Below are 17,452 nucleotides of genomic sequence, written 5' to 3'. Positions count from 1 at the left end.
GCGTGGGCCCGCGCGTCCCCGCCCGCCCGGAAGTGCCGGGACAGCAGGACCAGCCCCAGCTTCGGACTGCCGGCCGCGTACGGGTAGTCCCGGTACCAGACCGCGCCCCTGCGCAGCCGCCGGTACGACGACGACATGCCCTCCGTGAACGCCTCCAGCGCCGCCTCGACGATCGCCTCCACCACCGGGCCCGTCCCCGACGTCGACACGGACGACACGAGCCGCGCGACCACCTTGCCCGTCCACCGGCCCGCCGGTCTCCCCAGCAGACCACCGGTGCCGCTCAGCAGCAGCGCCCGTTCGGCCTCCTCCCGCAGCCTCTGCGCCTCCCGGTCGCTCCACCCACCGGCCGCGACGGCGAGCAGACCGCACGTCAGCCGGGGGAACGCGACGCGCCCCGCCCCGGCCACCGGTGCGGTGAGCTGCTCCGCGATCGTCGACAGTGCCTCGTAGACGGGCGACCACGTCTCCGCCGGGCGGCCCGGCGGTGGCCGCTCGAACCGGGTCTCCTCGCCGTCCATCAACGCGACGGGGGTACGGCCCTCGTACGCGTCCCGCAGCTCCCGCAGTGCCGTGCTCTTGCCCGGACCCCGGGCATCGGCCAGCACCACGAACGGCTCATCCTTCGCGTGCGTCATAGCAGCGTGGGTATCAATTGCCGTGGCACGACGGGCAGTTGTTGCGGACTAGGGCGCAGGTTGTCCGTTCGTACCACGCGAATGTCGGAACGGCGTCCAGGAAGTGCTGCCAGGCCGACCGGTTGATGACCAGCACGGGCCCGTCAGGGTTCTTGCGGTCCCGGACGGGGGCGACGCCGGGGATGACGGGGGAGATTCCATGCAGTCGCCGCCGTTGGTGCCGCTGTAGCTGGAGCTGATTCGCGGGCCGACAGGGCGTCCGCCCTGAGCGCATCATAGGTTCGGCGGTGCTGCGCAAGGACGGCCGGATCAGCGTTGAAATGACCGAGGGGCGACGCCCTGACATGCTTCCGGCGCCGTCGCGCCGAGGGGTGTCCTCACGCCATCGCCTCGCGCACGGCTGTCAGGATGTCCTCGGTGTCGGCGCCCAGCGCCCGCGCGGCCGACGTGAAGTCGCGTGCGAGGGTGGTGAGTTGGTCGGGGTCGTGGGTGCGCGGCCCGGTCGGGAGGGCGGCGACCCGGGTGCCCGCGCCCCGGCGGGTGCGGATCAGCTCGCCGGCCTCCAGCTCGCGGTAGGCGCGGGCGACCGTGCCCGGCGCGAGGCCGAGGTCGGCGGCGAGCTGGCGTACGGTCGGCAGCCGTTCGCCCTCGACCAGCCGGCCGGTGCGGATCAGCGCGGCCAACTGCGCGCGGATCTGCTCGTAGGGCGGTACCTGGCTGGTGGTGTCGACACGGACGGCGGGGTCGGTCATCGGCGGAGCGTCCCCTCGGCGGCGCGCTCGTCGTCGAGGGCCGCCGTGTCGTCGAGGTTCGCCGTGCTGTCGAAGGCAGCCGTGTCGTCGAGGGACTTCTCGTCCTCGACCGCCCTCGGGGCCACCACGGTGACCAGGGACCAGACGACGGTGAACAGGTTCAGCAGGGCCAGGGGGTAGAACACCCAGAAGGTGAGCGCGCCCACCACGCCGGCGCAGCCCGTCTCGGTCAGCGCGACGGAGATCATCAGCACGGCGTACAGCTGCTGGCTCGACACCAGCAGGCCCCAGGCCCCGGTGACCGCCCACGCGCGGTCGCGGCGCTGCTGGTCCCCGCCGGGCCCGTGGGCGATGCGGCGCAGGGCCCAGGCGCAGGTGGGGGTGGCTATGGCGAGCGCGCCGAACATGGGGAGGCTGTAGTAGAGGCCGGGCCACGGGCCGAGGCTCGCGCGCATCCCGTTGCAGGTGATGTGGACGACCTTCCCCGTGCTGAGGACCCGGTCGGGGTCCACGGAGGCGGTGGCGGCGGTGATCACCAGCAGGGCCACGAGGGAGACCCCCTGGAGGGCGATCAAGGGGCCCATGCGCGGCGGCACATGGTCTCTGACCAGGCGTGGCGCGAGACTCGCGGTCCGCACCGCCTCCTGCGGGCGCAGGGTCAGGGCGTCGGCGAGCAGGACGCCGGCCACCGCGCACAGGCCGAAGGCCGTGATGCAGAACACCACGCGCTGCTCGAACTCCACGTCTCCGTCGCCCAGCGTGGAGACCACCTGCGCCACGACCACGCCGACGGCCAGCCCGGACCAGCGGGCGACATGATCGGCGTGTTCGAGCAGCCGGTACGGGAGCGGGGCGCTGTCGAGCATGTGGAGATCCCCCCGGATCGTCTTGTACCAAGTAGTAGATACAAGATGGCCCGGCCCGCGTCTTGTGTCAAACGCCCGCTCTCTGGGCAGGACCGGTCAGGATTCGAGAAGCCACGGCCACCGCCCGGCCCCTAGCGTGGTGGTCATGGCAACCACCGCTTCCACCGCAGCCCGCACGTCCCTCGCGTCCGTCACTCTTGAGGTCGCCGACGTCGACGTCGCCCGCCGCTTCTACACCGCCTTCGGTGTGGACGCGTACGTACGCCTGCGGGCGTCCGAGGCGCCCTCCACCGGATTCCGCGGCTTCACCCTGGCGCTCACGGTGTCCGGGCCGGCCACCGTCGACGGCTTCGTCGCCGCCGCCGTGGACGCGGGCGCCACCGTGCTGAAGCCCGCCGCGAAGTCGCTGTGGGGCTACGGCGGCGTCATCCAGGCCCCGGACGGGACGATCTGGAAGATCGCCACCTCGGCGAGGAAGGACACCGGCCCGGCCACCCGCGAGATCGACGAGGTCGTCCTCCTGCTCGGCGTCGAGGACGTGAAGGCCACCAAGCAGTTCTACGTCGACCGGGGCCTGACGGTGGCCAAGAGCTTCGGCGGCAAGTACGCCGAGTTCGCCTCCGGCGGGTCCGGCCCCGTCAAGCTGGCGCTGTACAAGCGCCGCGGCCTGGCGAAGGATCTCGGCGTCCCGGCCGACGGCGCCGGCTCGCACCGCGTCGTCCTCGGCGGCACCGCCGACACCTTCACCGACCCGGACGGCTTCGCCTGGGAGACCGCCGCGTAGTCCGCCCCGCGCCGTCCTGACTCCCCACCCCGCACACCCGGCCTGTCCCGCCTCGCACGAGAGGAAACCCGTCATGCCCTCCACGAAGCCGTCCTCCGAGAACTCCGGCACGACCACGGACGAGACGTACAGCGGATTCACCGCCGACGAGCGGGCCGCGATGAAGGAGCACGCGCAGGAGCAGAAGAAGGCGGCTGCGCGGCGCGGTTCGTCCCGGGCGGAGAAGGAGGCGGCGGCGGAGCGGGACGTGCTCGCGAAGATCGCCGAGATGCCGGAGGCGGACCGGGTCCTCGCCGAGCGGATCCACCGGATCATCAAGGCCGCCGCTCCGGAGCTCGCACCGAAGCTCTGGTACGGGATGCCCGCGTACGCCAGGGACGGCAAGGTCGTCTGCCACTTCCAGAGCGCGGAGAAGTTCAAGACGCGGTACGCCACGCTCGGCTTCAGCGACCAGGCGGCACTCGACGACGGCACGATGTGGCCGGTCGCCTACGCCGTGAAGGAGCTGACGGCGGCCGACGAACAGTTGATCAGTGCCCTCGTCAAGAAGGCGATGGGCTGAGGCCGCGGCCCCGCCCCTCTTCCGCCGCCGTTCTGATCCCCCTCGGATCGTGCTCCGACCCGGTTCTGATCTCCGGCTGGTTCCATGGGGTCCACATCTCCGGCCGACCGGCCCGCCGGATCTCCGACGCCCCGTCCCGCCCGTGTGTCGAAGCGGCCGGGCGGGACGGCGGCCCCGGTCAGCCCACGGTGATCGCGTCGAGCTTCTCCCGCAGGTAGACGTGCGAGTCGACCGGCGGGTACGCGACCCGCCCGACCGGGGCGGGCACCGACTCGACGACCGTGCCCGGTGTGCACTCGCCGAAGTAGACCAGCGACATCAGTTCCTCGGCCGGCTCGTCGGCCGGCGGCGGCAGCACGCGGTGCCGCCCGGAGCGCCAGCGGTCACCGGTCCACCGGGCCATCAGGTCACCGATGTTGATGGTGAAGGCCGCCGGATCGTACGGCGCGTCCTCCCAGCCGCCGTCGTCCGTGTACACCTGGAGCCCGCCCTTGCCGGCCTGCCGGTCGAGGATCGTGACCGTGCCGAAGTCGGTGTGCGGGCCGATCCGGAACTGGCCGGGAGCGGGGTCACCGAGGACGTCCCGGCCCGGGTACCAGTTGATGTTGAAGCCGTAGGTCGGGTGGCCCATGTGCCGGGCGAAGAAGTCCCGTTCGAGGCCCAGCGCGGCGCCGAGCAGGGTGAGCAGATGCCGCTCCAGCTCGCCCATCCGCGCCAGGTACTCCTCGCAGAGCGGCCGCAGCTCCGGCACCTCGGTCGGCCAGACGTTCGGCTGGTACCACTCCGCGTTGACCACCGGGTCCTCGAACGGCTCGTGTGTCGCGAACGTCAGCGACTCCTTCAGGTCCGGCGGGGTCTCGGTCCCCTCCGCGTAGCCGTTCGCCTCGGCCCCCGGCCCCAGCCACCCCCGCCCGCCGACCTTCACCTCGTACGCCCTCTTGCGTTCCGCGGGCAGCGTGAAGAAGGTCCGCGCCGCCTCCCGCACGCGCCTCCGCAGCGCCGGGTCCACGCCGTGCCCCGTCACCAGGAGGAACCCGGCGGTCCGGAGCGCCTCGTCGACGGTACGCGCGATCCGGGCCCGGTCCTCCTCGCCGCCGTCGAACCAGGGGGCCAGGTCGATGGTCGGGACGCGGGGGCTGCTGGGGCTGTCGAGACCGCCGGGGCTACCGGGGCTACCGGGGCTGTTCGGTGTACCGGGGCTGCTGGGGCTAGTCACCGATGTCCTCGTTCCATAGGGCCGGGTTCTTCTCGATGAAGTCGCGCATCAGGGCCACGCACTCCGCGTCGTCGAGGACCACGATCTCCACGCCGTGCTCCGCGAGCCAGTCGTGACCGCCGTGGAAGGTCACGGCCTCGCCGATCACCACCCGCGAGATGCCGAACTGCCGTACCAGGCCGGAGCAGTACCAGCACGGCGACAGCGTCGTCACCATCGTCGTGCCGCGATACGTCCGCTGCCGGCCCGCCGCACGGAACGCGGCCGTCTCCGCGTGCGTGGACGGGTCGTCGTCCTGGACCCGGCGGTTGTGCCCCCGCCCGAGGACGGTGCCGTCCGGGCCGTAGAGCGCGGCGCCGATCGGGATGCCGCCCTCGGCGAGACCGGCCCGCGCCTCCGCCACGGCGGTGGCCAGCCATACCCGTGCCGTCGTTTCCTCAGCCATGCGCTCACTCTGCCCCGGAACGGGCGGGCCCACGTATGCGCAGGGAGATCACGGCGGGAGCAGGGTGCCCAGGGGGCCGAGGTCGAGGTTCAGGTCGTCCAGGGTGAGGCCGTAACGGTCGCAGAGTTCGTCCATGCGGTCGTGCAGGACCATCAGGGTCATACCGAGGCGCTCCTCCTGCTCCTCGGTCAGGCCGCCCTGGTCGACGCGGTGGAGGGCCTGGCGCTCCATCAGCTGGCGCAGCAGTTCGACGATGGTGAGCACGAGCTTGACGAGGTCCCGCTCCACGGTGTCCGGATCGGTCCGCAGCCGGTGGGCGACCGCCCCGCCGCGGGAGAGCGGTGGCGGGGCGATCTCCTCCGGCCGGGCGGGCAGCACCGAGAACGCGCGCCGCGCGGCCTCCGCCACCTCCCGCAGCCGGTCGATGGGCGGTCCCTCAGAGGGCATCGGCACCATGACCGCGCCCTTCCGTGTACGCCGGGGCCGTGTATGCCGGGTCCGAGTGGGCCGGGTACGTGTGCGCCGGGTCTGTGCGTGTCTGGTCCGTGCGTGTCTGGTCCGTGCGTGTCTGGTCCGGGTGCGTGGCGGGCGGCAGGATCGGGGCCCACTGCTCCTCCATCTGCTCCCGGACGGCGACGATCACCGCGCGCAGCGAGATCCGCACCAGGTCGATGTCCGCGATGCTCAGCACGACGTCACCGGTCAGCACGACACCCCCGCTCAACAGCCGGTCGAGCAGGTCGATCAGCGCGACCTGGCGTCCGCTGAGGGGGCGGTCGTACTCGTCGTCGTACGCGGCGGGCGCGTCGTACGCGCTCATCGGTCCCGGTCCTCGTCACGCTCGTCGGCATCCCGCGTGTCGTCCCGCGTGTCGTCCCGCGGGGCGGGCGTCTTGCGCCGCTTGGGGCGCGCCTCATCCGGACGGCCCTCCGCCCGGCGGGGTGCGGCGCGGGCCTTGCGTTCGGGATCGCGGACCTTGCGTTCGGGGTCGGGGGCGCGGCGACGCTCCGTCGAGCCGCTCGGGGGCAGCTCCGCCGGGGACTCCTCCAGACGGCCCCGGAGTTCCCTGACCTCCTCGCGGAGGCGTTCGTTCTGCTCCTCCAGGGAGCGGCGCCCGTCGGAGCGGGACGCGCGGGACGAGAGGGCGGGGTCGTGCTCCCACCAGTCGATGCCGATCTCCTTGGCCTTGTCGACCGACGCGACCAGCAGACGCAGCTTGATCGTGAGCAGCTCGATGTCGAGCAGGTTCACCTTGATGTCGCCGACGATGACGATGCCCTTGTCGAGGACCCGTTCGAGGATGTCGGCGAGGTTCGCGCTGGACCCCTGGCCGCCGCCGTACGGGGTGAAGGCCCGCGACGGGGTCTGGGCGGGGGAGTCGGCGGGCCGGCTCACGACGCGCTCGACCTCGCTTCCTCTTCCGGCTCCTCGTCCTCTTCCGGCTCCTCGTCGTCCTCGTACTCGTCGTCCACCCCGTCTTCGTCTTCACCCGCTTCCTCGTCGTCCTCCTCGTCCTCGTACTCGTCGTCCGCCTCCGGGGCCTCGTCCTCCTCTTCCTCCTCGTCCCGCGGCTCCGTGTCCTCGTCCTCGGTCTCGTCGTCCTCGGGCACCTCGTCGTCCGCGTCGGTGTCGTCGGCGCCGGTGGCCTCGGTGTCTTCCGTCTCCTCCGTCTCCTCCGTGTCCTCGGCGTTCTCCGCGTTCTCGGCGTTCTCGGCGTCCTCGTGCGATTCGGTGACCTCGCCGTCGTGGATCTCGCCGCGCCAGCCGCCCGTGGCCTCGCCGCGCATCATCACGAACGTGCGGAACAGCTTGAGGTCGAGGCGGGCGCGGCGGCCCTGGGCCCTGAAGAGGCCACCGGTCCGCTCGAACAGCCCCTTCGGCGAGTACTCGATGACGAGCAGCACCTTGGTGAGGTTCTCGCCGAGCGGATGGAAGGTGACGACACCCTTGGTCGTGGCCTTCTCGCCCTCGGAGGTCCAGGCGATGCGCTGGTCGGGCACCTGTTCCGTGATGTTGCCTCGCCAGCGCCGCTTCGACTTGGCGACCTTCACCTGCCACTGCGTCGTGGTGTCGTCCTGCTGATCGACGGCGACGACGCCCTTGGCGAACCGGCTGAACTCCTGGAACTGGGTCCACTGGTCGTACGCCTCGCGCACCGGCACACCCACGTCGATGTCCTCGATGATGGTGTGCCCGCGGCCGGTGCCGCCCTCGGGCTGCTTGCCGTGCTTCTTGCCGGCTGCGGAGTCCTTCGCCTTCCCGGCGGCGTCCTTCGCCTTGCCTGCCACGTCCATGGCCTTGCCGCCGGCGCCCTTCGCCTTGTCCATGAGCGCGCCCTTGGCGTGGGACGCGGTCGAGGCCAGACCGTCCGTCAGGTGGCCCTCGCCGATTCGGCGGGCGCCCTCTCCGATCTTGTGGCCCGCACCTTCGAGCATCACGGCCAGCCGCGCCTCGATGTACTCCTCCAGCTCCTCCTTCAGCCGGGTCGTACCGGGGTTGTGCAGCGCCTCGTCCCGCGCCTTGCTGAGGGTGCCGGCACCGCCCTTCGCTCCCTTGCCCTCAGCCATCGTCCTGCCTCCTCGACCTGGAGCCGCTCGCGCTCTTGGTGCGGCTCGCGGAAGCGGTCTGCTTCTTCGCGCGCGACGCCGTGCGCTGGCGCTGCGAGCCGCCGCCGCTCCGGCTCCTCTTCGCCGCGGGTTTGCTCTTTCCGCCGCTCTCGCCGCTCTCGCCGCTCTCGCCGCTCTCGGCGTCCGGCTCGTCCTGTTCGTTCTCGTCGTCCGGCTCGTCCTGCTGCTCGTCGTCCGGCTCGGTCCGCTCGTCGCCGCCCTTCGGCTCATCGCCGTCCGGGTGGGCCCGCTCGCGGAGCCCCTCGGTGCGTTCGTGGAGGGCGCCGGCGAGGCTGTCCGCCTTCGCCGTCAGCATGTGGGTCGCCGCCGCCTTGCTCGCCTCCGTCAGTTCCCCGCGCACCTGCTGGGTGACGTTGCTGAGGAAGGGGGAGTCGAGCAGGCCGGCGAGCTGCCCCGGCCTGGCCTTGGCGCCCGCCAGCAGCGCCCCGGCGCCGAGGGCGAGCTTCGCCTTCTTCGTCCGGCCGAGGAGGTAGCCCCCCAGGACGGCCGCGCCGATCGTCGCGTTCTTCATGATCCTGTCTTTCCTTCGGTACTCGCGCGCGTCACGGACCGGGCCCCGCGCCCTGCTGGGCCCGGTAGGCACTGATCTCCTGCAACCGGCGCAGCAACTCGTCCTCGCGCCGCGTGGCCTCCTCCTCGTCGATGCGTCCCTCGCTCCGCGCCCGCTCCAGGTTCACCAGCTCCTCCTGGATCGGGGCGGGGTCGTAGTACTCCTCCTCGGCGGTCTGCCGCACCTTGTCCAGCACCCAGCCGATGCCGCGCACAGGGGCGAACGGCAACGTCACGATGGTCCCGACCAGTCCCACGTCCTCGCCTCCTCAAGCCGCGCGGCGGTCATACGAAGCTGTACGGCGGCAGAGGGCCGCGCAGCCGGAGGTCGACACCCTCGCCCAGGCGCTCGGCCAGTTCCCCGCCGGCGCGGGTGAACTCCTCGGACCGGGCGTCCTCCACCAGGAAGGAGGCGTTCACGAAGTACTGCTGGGACGGTGGAGCGACCTGCTCGGAGACGACCAGCGGACGCAGGGCGGCGAGAACCTCCTCGGCGAGCACCGCGTTCCGGTTCTGCACCTCCTGGGCCACGAGTTCGCCGAGGGCCAGCCGGTCCTCGTACGTCCCGCCGCCGTCGCGGATCGACTCGTTCAGCGTTCGGGCCTGCTCGGAGTCGGTGAGGATCGTGCGCAGCAGGACATCCTCGTCCGTGACCCCCTTCACGTTGAACTCCGCCGTGCCCGACAGCTCGTCGAGCCGCTGGGAGAAGGCCTCGGCCCGCTCGTCCAGCAGGGCGCGCACGGAATCCTCGTCCGGGGCGACGAAACCGAAGCTCAGCGGCAGGATGGCCCCGTCGGACCAGAGGTTCTCCTGGACCTCGTGGTGTGCCTCCAGGTCCCGGCGGGCGACCGACAGATCGGCCGGGGCCTCGCTGACGACGGCGCTCAGGGAGCCGCTGCTGACCGCGTGCAGATCGCCGCCGTCCTCCCCGACGCCGTGGACGTCGTCGAGGTCCAGTGGATGCTCGGCTCTGGTGATCGCGTAGACGTACACGGACATCGGCTCGCCTCACTCCTCGTCGTCGCGCCTGGAGGAGCGGCGGCTCGCGCCGCGTTCGGAACGCACCCGCTGCTTCTCGCGCCCGGACTCGTGGTCCTCGCGCCCCTTCTGGAGGGACTCGGTGACCGCCTCGACCGCGCCCGACAGCGCGCCCTTGCTCTTGCCTCGGGCGCCCGCCTCGGTGGCGTCGCCGACCATGTCCGTCAGCTGGGCGGGGGCCTTGCGACCCGATTCCAGGTCCAGCCGGTTGCACGCCTCCGCGAACCGCAGATACGTGTCGACACTGGCCACGACCACGCGGGCGTCGATCTTGAGTATCTCGATGCCGACCAGGGAGACCCGTGCGAACGCGTCGATGACGAGGCCCCTGTCCAGGACCAGTTCCAGCACGTCGTAGAGGTTCCCCGAGCCGCCACCCCCGCCTCCGCGGGAGGCGAGCGCACCCTCGCCCTGCGGCACCACAGTCACGATGTCATCCCTTCCGGGCATGGGAGTCCGCGCGCGGCGGTCGGCTCAGCGGCCGCCGCTCCGGTCGATCTGCGCGCGGGTGTACCGGCGTCCGCGCTCGTACGCCAGCAGCTTGCCCGCCGGGTCAAGGACCACCTGGTAGCTCGCCATCACGCTGCTCGTCTGCGGGACGCGCTCCAGCTCCTCGACCTCGACCTCGGCCTCCCAGCCCTGCTCTGTCGGTTTGAGCGCGGAAACGGACTCCGGAACGCGTCCCAGCACCTCGGCGAGCTGCTCGAGCGCGCTCCGAATGGCCTCGGGCGCGGAGAGACGCTCCTCGGCGGGCTCCTGCCGCGACGAGGAACGTCGCTTCTCCGACTCATGGCCGTTCGTGGCTCTCACCTTCTCTCTCTCACCTCGCCGTGTGCCCGAAAAAGCACGCATGACACTTTTGATGCGATTAGGGTGAGGGAATTTCGCCACTCCCGTACGGCGCCGGGCCTCGATCGGCGGTGGGCGACGTACAGGCCGAGCGCCATAGGGGTTGGAGGTCATCCTGAAAAGCACGGGGCGCAGCCCCGGTCGCTTTTCAGGGGTGCGGGGAACTGCGCGAGGAACCACGACGGGCTCGCACTCGCCGACGAACCGCGCACCTCCGAGTCATGAGGCGCTCGGCCCTACTCCTCGCCGTCCTTCTCGCGCTTCTCCCGCTCCTGCCGCTTCAGTTCCTCCTCGCGGCGCCGCAGATCCGCCTCCCAGCTCTTGAGGAGGGACTCGTCCTTCTTGTTCTCCTCGGAGAGCGACTTCAGGAACTCGGGGTTGTCGTCGGGGGCGACATACTCCGCGCGGTGGTTGCGGTGCCACTCGGAGGGCGTGCGCCCGTTCGCGGGGGCGTGGCGCAGCTTGCCCGCGGCGAGCCACGCGATCGGCCCGACGATCCAGAAGAGCAGGATGATGAACACCCAGGCGATCTTGGGCAGGTGCTTCGCCTCGTCCTCGGGGGTGTTGAGGCAGTCGATGAACGCGTAGACGGTCAGCGCCAACGGCACGAGGTACATCAACACCCTGAGCATGGAACGCCCCCTGAAAAGCGGTGGTGGGCCCGTCCGCCGGACCCGGTGGTGACCGGCGGGGCCGTGCGGCGCCGACCCTGTGCGGCGGAAAGCCACGACCTTACGCCGGGCCCCGTGACGGGGTCAGGGTAGCCCCTCGGGGATACTGGACCGCATGGCTTACGACGATCTTCGCTCCCTGCTCCGCGCCCTGGAGCGCGAGGGCGATCTCAAGCGGATCAAGGCCGAGGTCGACCCGTATCTGGAGGTCGGGGAGATCGTCGACCGGGTCAACAAGGCCGGCGGTCCCGCCCTCCTCTTCGAGAACGTCCGCGGGTCGAGCATGCCGCTCGCGATGAACGTGTTCGGGACCGACCGCCGCCTGCTGAAGGCCCTCGGCCTGAAGTCGTACGGCGAGATCAGCGAGAAGATCGGCGGGCTGCTCAAGCCGGAGCTGCCGCAGGGCTTCGTGGGGGTGCGTGAGGCGTTCGGGAAGCTCGGCGCGATGGTCCACGTCCCGCCGAAGAAGGTGAAGGCGGACAGCGCTCCCGTGCAGGAGGTCGTCCTCCAGGGCGACGACGTGGACCTGGACCAGCTGCCCGCGCTGTTCACCTGGCCCAAGGACGGCGGCTCCTTCTTCAACCTCGGGCTCACCCACACCAAGCACCCCGAGACCGGCGTCCGCAACCTCGGCCTGTACCGCCTCCAGCGCCACGACAAGCGCACCATCGGTATGCACTGGCAGATCCACAAGGACAGCCGCAACCACTACCAGGTGGCCGCCAAGCGCGGTGAGCGACTGCCGGTCGCCATCGCCTTCGGCTGCCCGCCCGCCGTGACGTACGCCTCCACCGCGCCGCTGCCCGGTGACATCGACGAGTACCTGTTCGCCGGGTTCGTCGCGGGCAAGCGGATCGAGATGGTCGACTGCAAGACGGTGCCGCTCCAGGTGCCCGCGAACGCCGAGGTCGTCATCGAGGGCTGGCTGGAGCCCGGCGAGATGCTGCCCGAGGGACCCTTCGGTGACCACACCGGCTTCTACACCCCGCAGGAGCCCTTCCCCGCGCTGAAGATCGACTGCGTGACGATGCGGAAGCGCCCCCTGCTCCAGTCGATCGTCGTCGGGCGCCCCCCGACGGAGGACGGCCCGCTGGGCCGCGCGACGGAACGCTTCTTCCTCCCCCTCCTCAAGATCATCGTCCCGGACATCGTGGACTACCACCTCCCCGAGTCCGGCGGCTTCCACAACTGCGCGATCGTCTCGATCGAGAAGAAGTACCCGAAGCACGCGCAGAAGGTCATGCACGCCATCTGGGGCGCCCACATGATGTCCCTGACGAAGCTGATCGTGGTCGTCGACTCCGACTGCGACGTCCACGACCTCCACGAGGTCGCCTGGCGGGCCCTCGGCAACACGGACTACGCCCGCGACCTCACCGTCGTGGAGGGCCCGGTGGACCACCTCGACCACGCCTCCTACCAGCAGTTCTGGGGCGGCAAGGCGGGCATCGACGCGACGAAGAAGTGGATCGAGGAGGGCTACACCCGGGACGGCGGCTGGCCCGACATGGTCGAGTCGGACCCCGCGACGGCGGCGCTCGTCGACCGGCGCTGGAAGGAGTACGGCCTGTGAGCAGCGCATCCGCGGCGATCCCCCAGCCGGGCCGGACCAAGGCGTTCCTGCGGCTGGTGATGATCGAGCACTCGATCTTCGCGCTGCCCTTCGCGTACATCGCCGCGCTCACCGCCATGTTCCAGCTGGACGGCAACATCCACTGGGTACGGCTGCTGCTGGTCACCGTCTGCATGGTCGGGCTGCGCACGTTCGCGATGGCCGCCAACCGGATCATCGACCGCGAGATCGACGCGCGGAACCCGCGCACCGCGCACCGCGAGCTGGTGACCGGCGCGGTGTCGGTGAAGCACGCCTGGACCGGCGCCCTGATCGCCCTGGTGATCTTCCTGGGCGCGGCGGCGCTGCTGAACCCGCTCTGCCTCGCGCTCGCCCCCGTCGCCGTGATTCCGATGGTGGTCTACCCCTACGGCAAACGCTTCACGAACTACCCCCAGGCCATCCTGGGCCTCGCTCAGGCGATGGGCCCCGTCGGCGGCTGGCTCGCGATCACCGGAGAGTGGTCCTGGGACGCGGTGATCCTGGGTCTGGCCGTCGGCGTGTGGATCGGCGGCTTCGACCTCATCTACGCCTGCCAGGACGTCGACTCCGACCGCGACACCGGCGTCCTGTCGGTCCCGGCCCGCTTCGGCATCCCGGCGGCGGTGTGGGCGGCACGGGTGTGCCACGCCCTGACGACCGCCCTGTTCATCTGGTACGCGGTGGTCACGGACGCCGGCGCGTTCCTGTGGTTGGGTCTCGCGGTCGTCGCGGGCGCCTTCGTCTACGAGCACACGATCGTGCGGCCGCACGACCTGTCGCGGCTGAACCGCGCGTTCTTCTCCGTCAACGGCTTCATCGGCATCGCCCTGTTCGTGTGCGCGCTGCTCGATCTTCTGGTGCGGGGTCTGACGCCCTGAATACGCTGCGGCCTACCATCGGGTGCAGAGACCCCAGGGAGGCCAGCGTGACCGTCTCGGGCATCGACCGCCTGCACTCGCAGCTCAGCAGGCTGGAGGACATGTTCCCCGGCTATCTGACGGAGATTGTCGAGGGCAGCATCGTGATGAACCCGGTCAGGCCGTTCCACGGGAAGACGATCCTGCGGGTGGCGGTGAACCTGGAGGAGCAGCTTCCGCCGGACTGGGCGCTGGTGAGCGATGTGGCGTTCCCCTTCGACGACGCCAACGAGTTCTGCCCGGACATCGCGGTCGTCCCGGCGGAGGCGGAGGCGGAGAACCGCACTGCGTATCCCGCCGATCTGATCGAGTTCGTGGCCGAAGTGGTGTCCCCGGAAAGCATCCGCCGCGACTACGAGATCAAGCCTCGCTGGTATGCCTCCCGAGGCATCACTCACTACGTGATCCTGGATCCGCTCAAGGGCCACGCCGTCACGATGTGGAACCCCGGCCCCGACGGCTACCGGGGTCGCGACACGATTCCCTACGGCCCCGACATCACCGTCGACTCGCCTCTGGGCAAACTCACGATCGCCACCGGCCGCCTCCCCGTGGACCCGAAGGCGCGCCCTACGCGGTGAGCGCCCCGCGGGGTTGACGGCGCCGGAACAGGAACGCCGACACCACCCCCGTCACCAGCCCGATCAGATGGCCCTGCCAGCTGATGCCGGTCTCCGTGGGGGCGATACCGCCGAGGATCGCGCCGCCCCAGATCGCGGCGACCAGCACTCCCACCCCGACCCCCAGCAGCCGGCGCTCCACGAAGCCGCTGACGACGAGGAAGCCGAAGAGGCCGAAGACGACGCCGGACGCGCCCGCCGTGTTGGTGTTGTCCGGGGATATCAGCCAGACACCCAGACCGTCGGCCACGATGATCAGCGCGCACACCGCGACGAACCGGCGCAGCCCGCCCAGCGCCGCGAGGAAGCCGAGCACCAGCAGCGGCACGCTGTTGGCCGCGACATGGCCGAAGCCGAAGTGGATGAACGACGCGGGCACGACGTCGATCAGCTCGGGCACCGACCGCGGCATGATGCCGAAGTCGTCCAGCGCGTTCCCGCTCGCCGTGTCGATCACTTCAAGGATCCACAGCAGGGCCACCCAGCCCGCCATCAGCTTGGCTGCGGCCTTCGCGCGGTCCCCGCGCGACCACTCCCGATCAGGGCTCAGCGCCCCGCGCACTCCACCTGCCATGTCAACCCCCGACTCAACTCGTCCCCTCAGTGGAACGGCCGTGCCCCCTTGACCGGTTCCCGCCGCACGGCGCCGGATAGGCTCGGTGTCGTGAACCGAGTCAAGCCAGGAGAGACGGCGCGTACGCCTTGGATCGTAGGGGTCTCCGGCGCATCCGGCACCCCATACGCCGCCGCCGTGCTGCGCGCACTCCTCGCCGCGGGCGAAAGCGTCGACCTCGTGGTGTCCCGCGCCTCGCGGCTGACCCTGCTGGACGAGACGGGCATCGCGTTCCGGGACGCGCACTGGCGTGACGACCTGCGGGAATGGCTGTCGCGCGGCGCCGACGGCAAGCCCGGCACGTTCCCGGTGGACGTCGAGGGCGATCGCGTACGGCACTGGAGCGCCGGGGACCTGGCCGCCGGACCGTCCTCGGGCTCGTACCCCGTCAAGGGCATGCTGATCGTTCCCGCGTCGACGGCGTGCGTCGCGGGCGTGGCCCTGGGGCTCAGCAAGGACCTGCTGCAACGGGCGGCGAGCGTCACCCTCAAGGAACGGCGCCGGCTCGTCGTCGCCGTACGGGAGACGCCGCTGAACGGTCAGACCCTGCGGCATCTGGTGACCCTGGACGACGCGGGCGCGACCGTCCTGCCCGCCTCCCCGGCCTTCTACGCGGGGGCCACGCACATCCAGGACCTGGTGGACTTCGTGGCCGGGCGGGTGCTGGACGCGGCGGGCGTCCCGCACACCCTGTACCGGCGCTGGGAGGGCGAGATCGGCGGGTCCCGCCCCTCCGGCACGGGCGACACCACCCCCAGGGGCACCTGAGCGGCATCCGCGCACCCCGCGCGTACGCGGCGTACGCGCACCACTGGCAACTCATCGAGCAACTCACCGAGCAACTCTTCAGTGCAACTCTTCAGCGGAAGGCAACCGATCGCATGGACGCGGTGGACAGGCAGCTCATCCAGGCCCTGAGGGAGAACGGCCGGGCCTCCTACGCGGAGCTGGGACGCCTCGTCGGCCTGTCGGGACCCAGTGTCACCGACCGCATCAACCGGCTGGAGGCCGCCGGTGTCATCACCGGCTATCGCGCCACCGTGGACGCGGCCTCCCTCGGCCTCGGCGTGATCGCGCTCATCGGGATCTCGCTCTCCGACGCCGCCGACCACGAGGACGTGGCGAACCGGCTCCGCGACCTCGACGAGATCGAGGACTGCTGGTTCATCGCCGGCGACGACTCCTTCATGCTCAAGGTGCGCGCCACCGACGTCGACGGCCTGGAGAAGACGATCCGCCGGCTGTCCGGCACGAAGGGCGTCTCCCGGACCCGTACGACGATCGTGCTCTCCACGAAGTGGGAGAACAGGGTGGGTGAGCTGCCCGAGGAGCAGTAGACCTCGGGGAGTACGGTGGCTGGGTTGTCATGAGGGAAGACTGAGGGAAGGCGGAGGCATGGACGTCGGGCTCAAGCGCGAGCTGGAGGAGAAGGTCCGCTCCGGTGAGCGGCTGACCCGCGAGGACGGCATCGCGCTGTACGAGTCGGACGACCTGGCGTGGCTGGGCGGGCTCGCGCACGAGGTGCGGACGCGGAAGAACGGCGACGTCGTCCACTTCAACGTCAACCGTCACCTCAACATGACCAATGTGTGCACGGCCTCCTGCGCCTACTGCTCCTTCCAGCGCAAGCCGGGGGAGAAGGACGCGTACACGATGCGCATCGAGGAGGCCGTCAAGCTCGCCAAGGCGATGGAGTCGGAGAACCTCACGGAACTCCACATCGTCAACGGGCTGCACCCGAACCTGCCGTGGCGCTACTACCCGCGCTCGCTGCGGGAGCTGAAGGCGGCCCTCCCGAACGTCTCGCTGAAGGCCTTCACGGCCACGGAGATCCACCACTTCGAGACGATCAGCGGACTGTCGGCGTCGGAGATCCTCGACGAGCTGATCGACGCGGGCCTGGAGTCCCTGACGGGCGGCGGCGCGGAGATCTTCGACTGGGAGGTCCGCAGGCACATCGTCGACCACCGCACCCACTGGGAGGACTGGTCGCGGATCCACCGCCTGGCGCACGAGAAGGGTCTGAAGACCCCGTGCACCATGCTCTACGGCCACATCGAGGAGCACCGGCACCGCGTCGACCACGTCCTGCGGCTGCGGGAGCTCCAGGACGAGACCGGCGGCTTCCAGGTCTTCATCCCGCTGCGCTACCAGCACGACTTCGTGGACGTGCAGGACGGCAAGGTGCGCAACCGGCTCCAGGCGCGTACGCAGATGGCGACGGGCGCGGAGGCACTGAAGACCTTCGCGGTGTCGCGGCTGCTGTTCGACAACGTCCCGCACGTGAAGGTCTTCTGGGTGATGCACGGCGTCCAGACCGCGCAGCTCGCGCTCCAGCACGGCGCGGACGACATGGACGGGTCGGTCGTCGAGTACAAGATCACGCACGACGCGGACAACTACGGCACGCCGAACAAGCTGACCCGTGAGGACCTGCTGGACCTCATCCGCGACGCCGGGTTCCGGCCGGTGGAGCGGAACACGCGGTACGAGATCATCCGGGAGTACGAGGGGGCGGATCCGCTGCGGCGAGAGTCTCCTCAGCCGATGAGGGTGTGAGCCGGGCGCCCAGTAGCTCGGGGGTGCGTGTGCGTTGGCGGGTGCGGGTGGTGTGTGGTTTCTCGCGCAGTTCCCCGCGCCCCTGAAAGGCCGGGGCTGCGCCCCAGGCTTTCCATCTGAAGGGCGGGCCGCAGGCCCGTTCCCTTCAGGGG

Annotated in this window: 23 protein-coding genes and 2 pseudogenes; 8 read left to right on the top strand and 17 right to left on the bottom strand. The window is 70.7% G+C overall.

What is annotated here, in order from left to right; translation table 11 throughout:
- The 4 genes and pseudogenes from AOK15_RS05925 to AOK15_RS05915 all read right to left on the bottom strand — a co-directional run.
- A pseudogene (locus AOK15_RS05925) lies at window positions 1-638 on the bottom strand (hypothetical protein); the annotation flags it as partial.
- A 13-nt stretch (window positions 639-651) separates the two neighbouring features.
- Window positions 652-912, bottom strand: a complete 261-nt coding sequence (locus tag AOK15_RS48720) for a DUF397 domain-containing protein (RefSeq protein ID WP_420876860.1) — start codon at window positions 910-912, stop codon at window positions 652-654.
- Between the two features lie 103 nt (window positions 913-1,015).
- Window positions 1,016-1,390 (bottom strand): GntR family transcriptional regulator, encoded by a 375-nt coding sequence (locus AOK15_RS05920; RefSeq protein ID WP_055513503.1) that lies wholly within the window; start codon window positions 1,388-1,390, stop codon window positions 1,016-1,018.
- Entirely contained in the window at window positions 1,387-2,256 is an 870-nt protein-coding gene (locus tag AOK15_RS05915; RefSeq protein WP_240508316.1) for a hypothetical protein, read from the bottom strand. The genes AOK15_RS05920 and AOK15_RS05915 overlap by 4 nt, the downstream gene beginning before the upstream one ends.
- A 145-nt stretch (window positions 2,257-2,401) precedes the next feature.
- Between AOK15_RS05915 and AOK15_RS05910 the strand changes: the two genes are divergently transcribed.
- Both AOK15_RS05910 and AOK15_RS05905 read left to right on the top strand, forming a co-directional pair.
- Window positions 2,402-3,040, top strand: coding sequence for a VOC family protein (locus AOK15_RS05910; protein WP_055513509.1), 639 nt, complete (start codon window positions 2,402-2,404; stop codon window positions 3,038-3,040).
- A 73-nt stretch (window positions 3,041-3,113) separates the two neighbouring features.
- Window positions 3,114-3,602 carry an iron chaperone gene (locus AOK15_RS05905; protein WP_055513501.1) on the top strand — a complete coding sequence of 163 codons (489 nt, stop codon included), beginning with the start codon at window positions 3,114-3,116 and terminating at the stop codon, window positions 3,600-3,602.
- Between the two features lie 178 nt (window positions 3,603-3,780).
- Here AOK15_RS05905 and AOK15_RS05900 read toward each other — a convergent pair whose 3' ends face one another.
- From AOK15_RS05900 to AOK15_RS05845, 12 genes and pseudogenes are all read right to left on the bottom strand, one after another.
- Window positions 3,781-4,722, bottom strand: coding sequence for an isopenicillin N synthase family dioxygenase (locus tag AOK15_RS05900; protein ID WP_055513507.1), 942 nt, complete (start codon window positions 4,720-4,722; stop codon window positions 3,781-3,783).
- A gap of 88 nt (window positions 4,723-4,810) precedes the next feature.
- The gene (locus AOK15_RS05895; RefSeq protein ID WP_055513499.1) at window positions 4,811-5,263 is read right to left on the bottom strand and encodes a nucleoside deaminase; all 453 of its coding nucleotides are present in this window, start codon (window positions 5,261-5,263) and stop codon (window positions 4,811-4,813) included.
- Window positions 5,264-5,311: 48 nt separating this feature from the next.
- Complete coding sequence (locus AOK15_RS05890; protein ID WP_055513505.1) at window positions 5,312-5,710, bottom strand: gas vesicle protein K; 399 nt, start codon at window positions 5,708-5,710, stop codon at window positions 5,312-5,314.
- A gap of 139 nt (window positions 5,711-5,849) precedes the next feature.
- Window positions 5,850-6,083 (bottom strand): annotated as a pseudogene (locus AOK15_RS43655) (gas vesicle protein); the annotation flags it as partial.
- Window positions 6,080-6,658: a gas vesicle protein GvpJ gene (gvpJ, locus tag AOK15_RS05880; protein ID WP_079058326.1), complete on the bottom strand. Its 579-nt coding sequence runs from the start codon at window positions 6,656-6,658 to the stop codon at window positions 6,080-6,082. The gene gvpJ and the pseudogene AOK15_RS43655, both read right to left, overlap by 4 nt.
- Window positions 6,655-7,830: an SRPBCC family protein gene (locus tag AOK15_RS05875; RefSeq protein WP_055513497.1), complete on the bottom strand. Its 1,176-nt coding sequence runs from the start codon at window positions 7,828-7,830 to the stop codon at window positions 6,655-6,657. Before AOK15_RS05875 ends, gvpJ begins: the two co-directional genes overlap by 4 nt.
- Window positions 7,823-8,401, bottom strand: coding sequence for a hypothetical protein (locus AOK15_RS05870; protein WP_055513496.1), 579 nt, complete (start codon window positions 8,399-8,401; stop codon window positions 7,823-7,825). Before AOK15_RS05870 ends, AOK15_RS05875 begins: the two co-directional genes overlap by 8 nt.
- Window positions 8,402-8,432: 31 nt before the next feature.
- Entirely contained in the window at window positions 8,433-8,696 is a 264-nt protein-coding gene (locus tag AOK15_RS05865) for a gas vesicle protein GvpG (RefSeq protein ID WP_055513494.1), read from the bottom strand.
- A gap of 28 nt (window positions 8,697-8,724) precedes the next feature.
- Window positions 8,725-9,438 (bottom strand): GvpL/GvpF family gas vesicle protein, encoded by a 714-nt coding sequence (locus tag AOK15_RS05860; protein WP_055513492.1) that lies wholly within the window; start codon window positions 9,436-9,438, stop codon window positions 8,725-8,727.
- A 9-nt stretch (window positions 9,439-9,447) separates the two neighbouring features.
- The gene (locus AOK15_RS05855) at window positions 9,448-9,900 is read right to left on the bottom strand and encodes a gas vesicle structural protein GvpA (protein ID WP_055513489.1); all 453 of its coding nucleotides are present in this window, start codon (window positions 9,898-9,900) and stop codon (window positions 9,448-9,450) included.
- 51 nt (window positions 9,901-9,951) lie between these two features.
- Entirely contained in the window at window positions 9,952-10,329 is a 378-nt protein-coding gene (gene gvpO, locus AOK15_RS05850; protein WP_055513487.1) for a gas vesicle protein GvpO, read from the bottom strand.
- Between the two features lie 233 nt (window positions 10,330-10,562).
- Window positions 10,563-10,958 (bottom strand): PLD nuclease N-terminal domain-containing protein, encoded by a 396-nt coding sequence (locus AOK15_RS05845; RefSeq protein ID WP_055513485.1) that lies wholly within the window; start codon window positions 10,956-10,958, stop codon window positions 10,563-10,565.
- 154 nt (window positions 10,959-11,112) lie between these two features.
- On the opposite strand from AOK15_RS05845, the gene AOK15_RS05840 reads away from it, so the two are divergent.
- From AOK15_RS05840 to AOK15_RS05830, 3 genes are read left to right on the top strand one after another with little or no spacing between them, the layout of a single operon-like run.
- Window positions 11,113-12,570: a menaquinone biosynthesis decarboxylase gene (locus AOK15_RS05840; protein WP_055513483.1), complete on the top strand. Its 1,458-nt coding sequence runs from the start codon at window positions 11,113-11,115 to the stop codon at window positions 12,568-12,570.
- A complete protein-coding gene (gene mqnP, locus AOK15_RS05835; protein WP_055513481.1) occupies window positions 12,567-13,469 on the top strand; it encodes a menaquinone biosynthesis prenyltransferase MqnP in 903 nt (300 codons plus the stop codon). Before AOK15_RS05840 ends, mqnP begins: the two co-directional genes overlap by 4 nt.
- A gap of 47 nt (window positions 13,470-13,516) precedes the next feature.
- The gene (locus tag AOK15_RS05830) at window positions 13,517-14,089 is read left to right on the top strand and encodes a Uma2 family endonuclease (RefSeq protein ID WP_055513480.1); all 573 of its coding nucleotides are present in this window, start codon (window positions 13,517-13,519) and stop codon (window positions 14,087-14,089) included.
- Here AOK15_RS05830 and AOK15_RS05825 read toward each other — a convergent pair.
- Entirely contained in the window at window positions 14,079-14,702 is a 624-nt protein-coding gene (locus tag AOK15_RS05825; RefSeq protein WP_055513478.1) for a rhomboid family intramembrane serine protease, read from the bottom strand. The two genes, AOK15_RS05830 and AOK15_RS05825, sit on opposite strands and share 11 nt — an antisense overlap.
- A 90-nt stretch (window positions 14,703-14,792) precedes the next feature.
- Between AOK15_RS05825 and AOK15_RS05820 the strand changes: the two genes are divergently transcribed.
- The 3 genes from AOK15_RS05820 (at window position 14,793) to mqnE (ending at window position 17,300) form a co-directional block, all read left to right on the top strand.
- On the top strand, window positions 14,793-15,509 hold the full coding sequence (locus AOK15_RS05820; protein WP_055513476.1) for a UbiX family flavin prenyltransferase: 717 nt from the start codon (window positions 14,793-14,795) through the stop codon (window positions 15,507-15,509).
- A 113-nt stretch (window positions 15,510-15,622) separates the two neighbouring features.
- Window positions 15,623-16,078: an Lrp/AsnC family transcriptional regulator gene (locus AOK15_RS05815; RefSeq protein ID WP_055513474.1), complete on the top strand. Its 456-nt coding sequence runs from the start codon at window positions 15,623-15,625 to the stop codon at window positions 16,076-16,078.
- Between the two features lie 58 nt (window positions 16,079-16,136).
- Window positions 16,137-17,300 (top strand): aminofutalosine synthase MqnE, encoded by a 1,164-nt coding sequence (gene mqnE / locus AOK15_RS05810; RefSeq protein ID WP_055513472.1) that lies wholly within the window; start codon window positions 16,137-16,139, stop codon window positions 17,298-17,300.
- Window positions 17,301-17,452 lie beyond the last annotated feature (152 nt).

The sequence above is a fragment of the Streptomyces ossamyceticus genome, from assembly GCF_001418475.1.
In the GTDB taxonomy this organism is placed as follows: Bacteria; Actinomycetota; Actinomycetes; order Streptomycetales; family Streptomycetaceae; genus Streptomyces; species Streptomyces ossamyceticus.
This window is presented reverse-complemented; position numbering and strand designations above follow the sequence as displayed.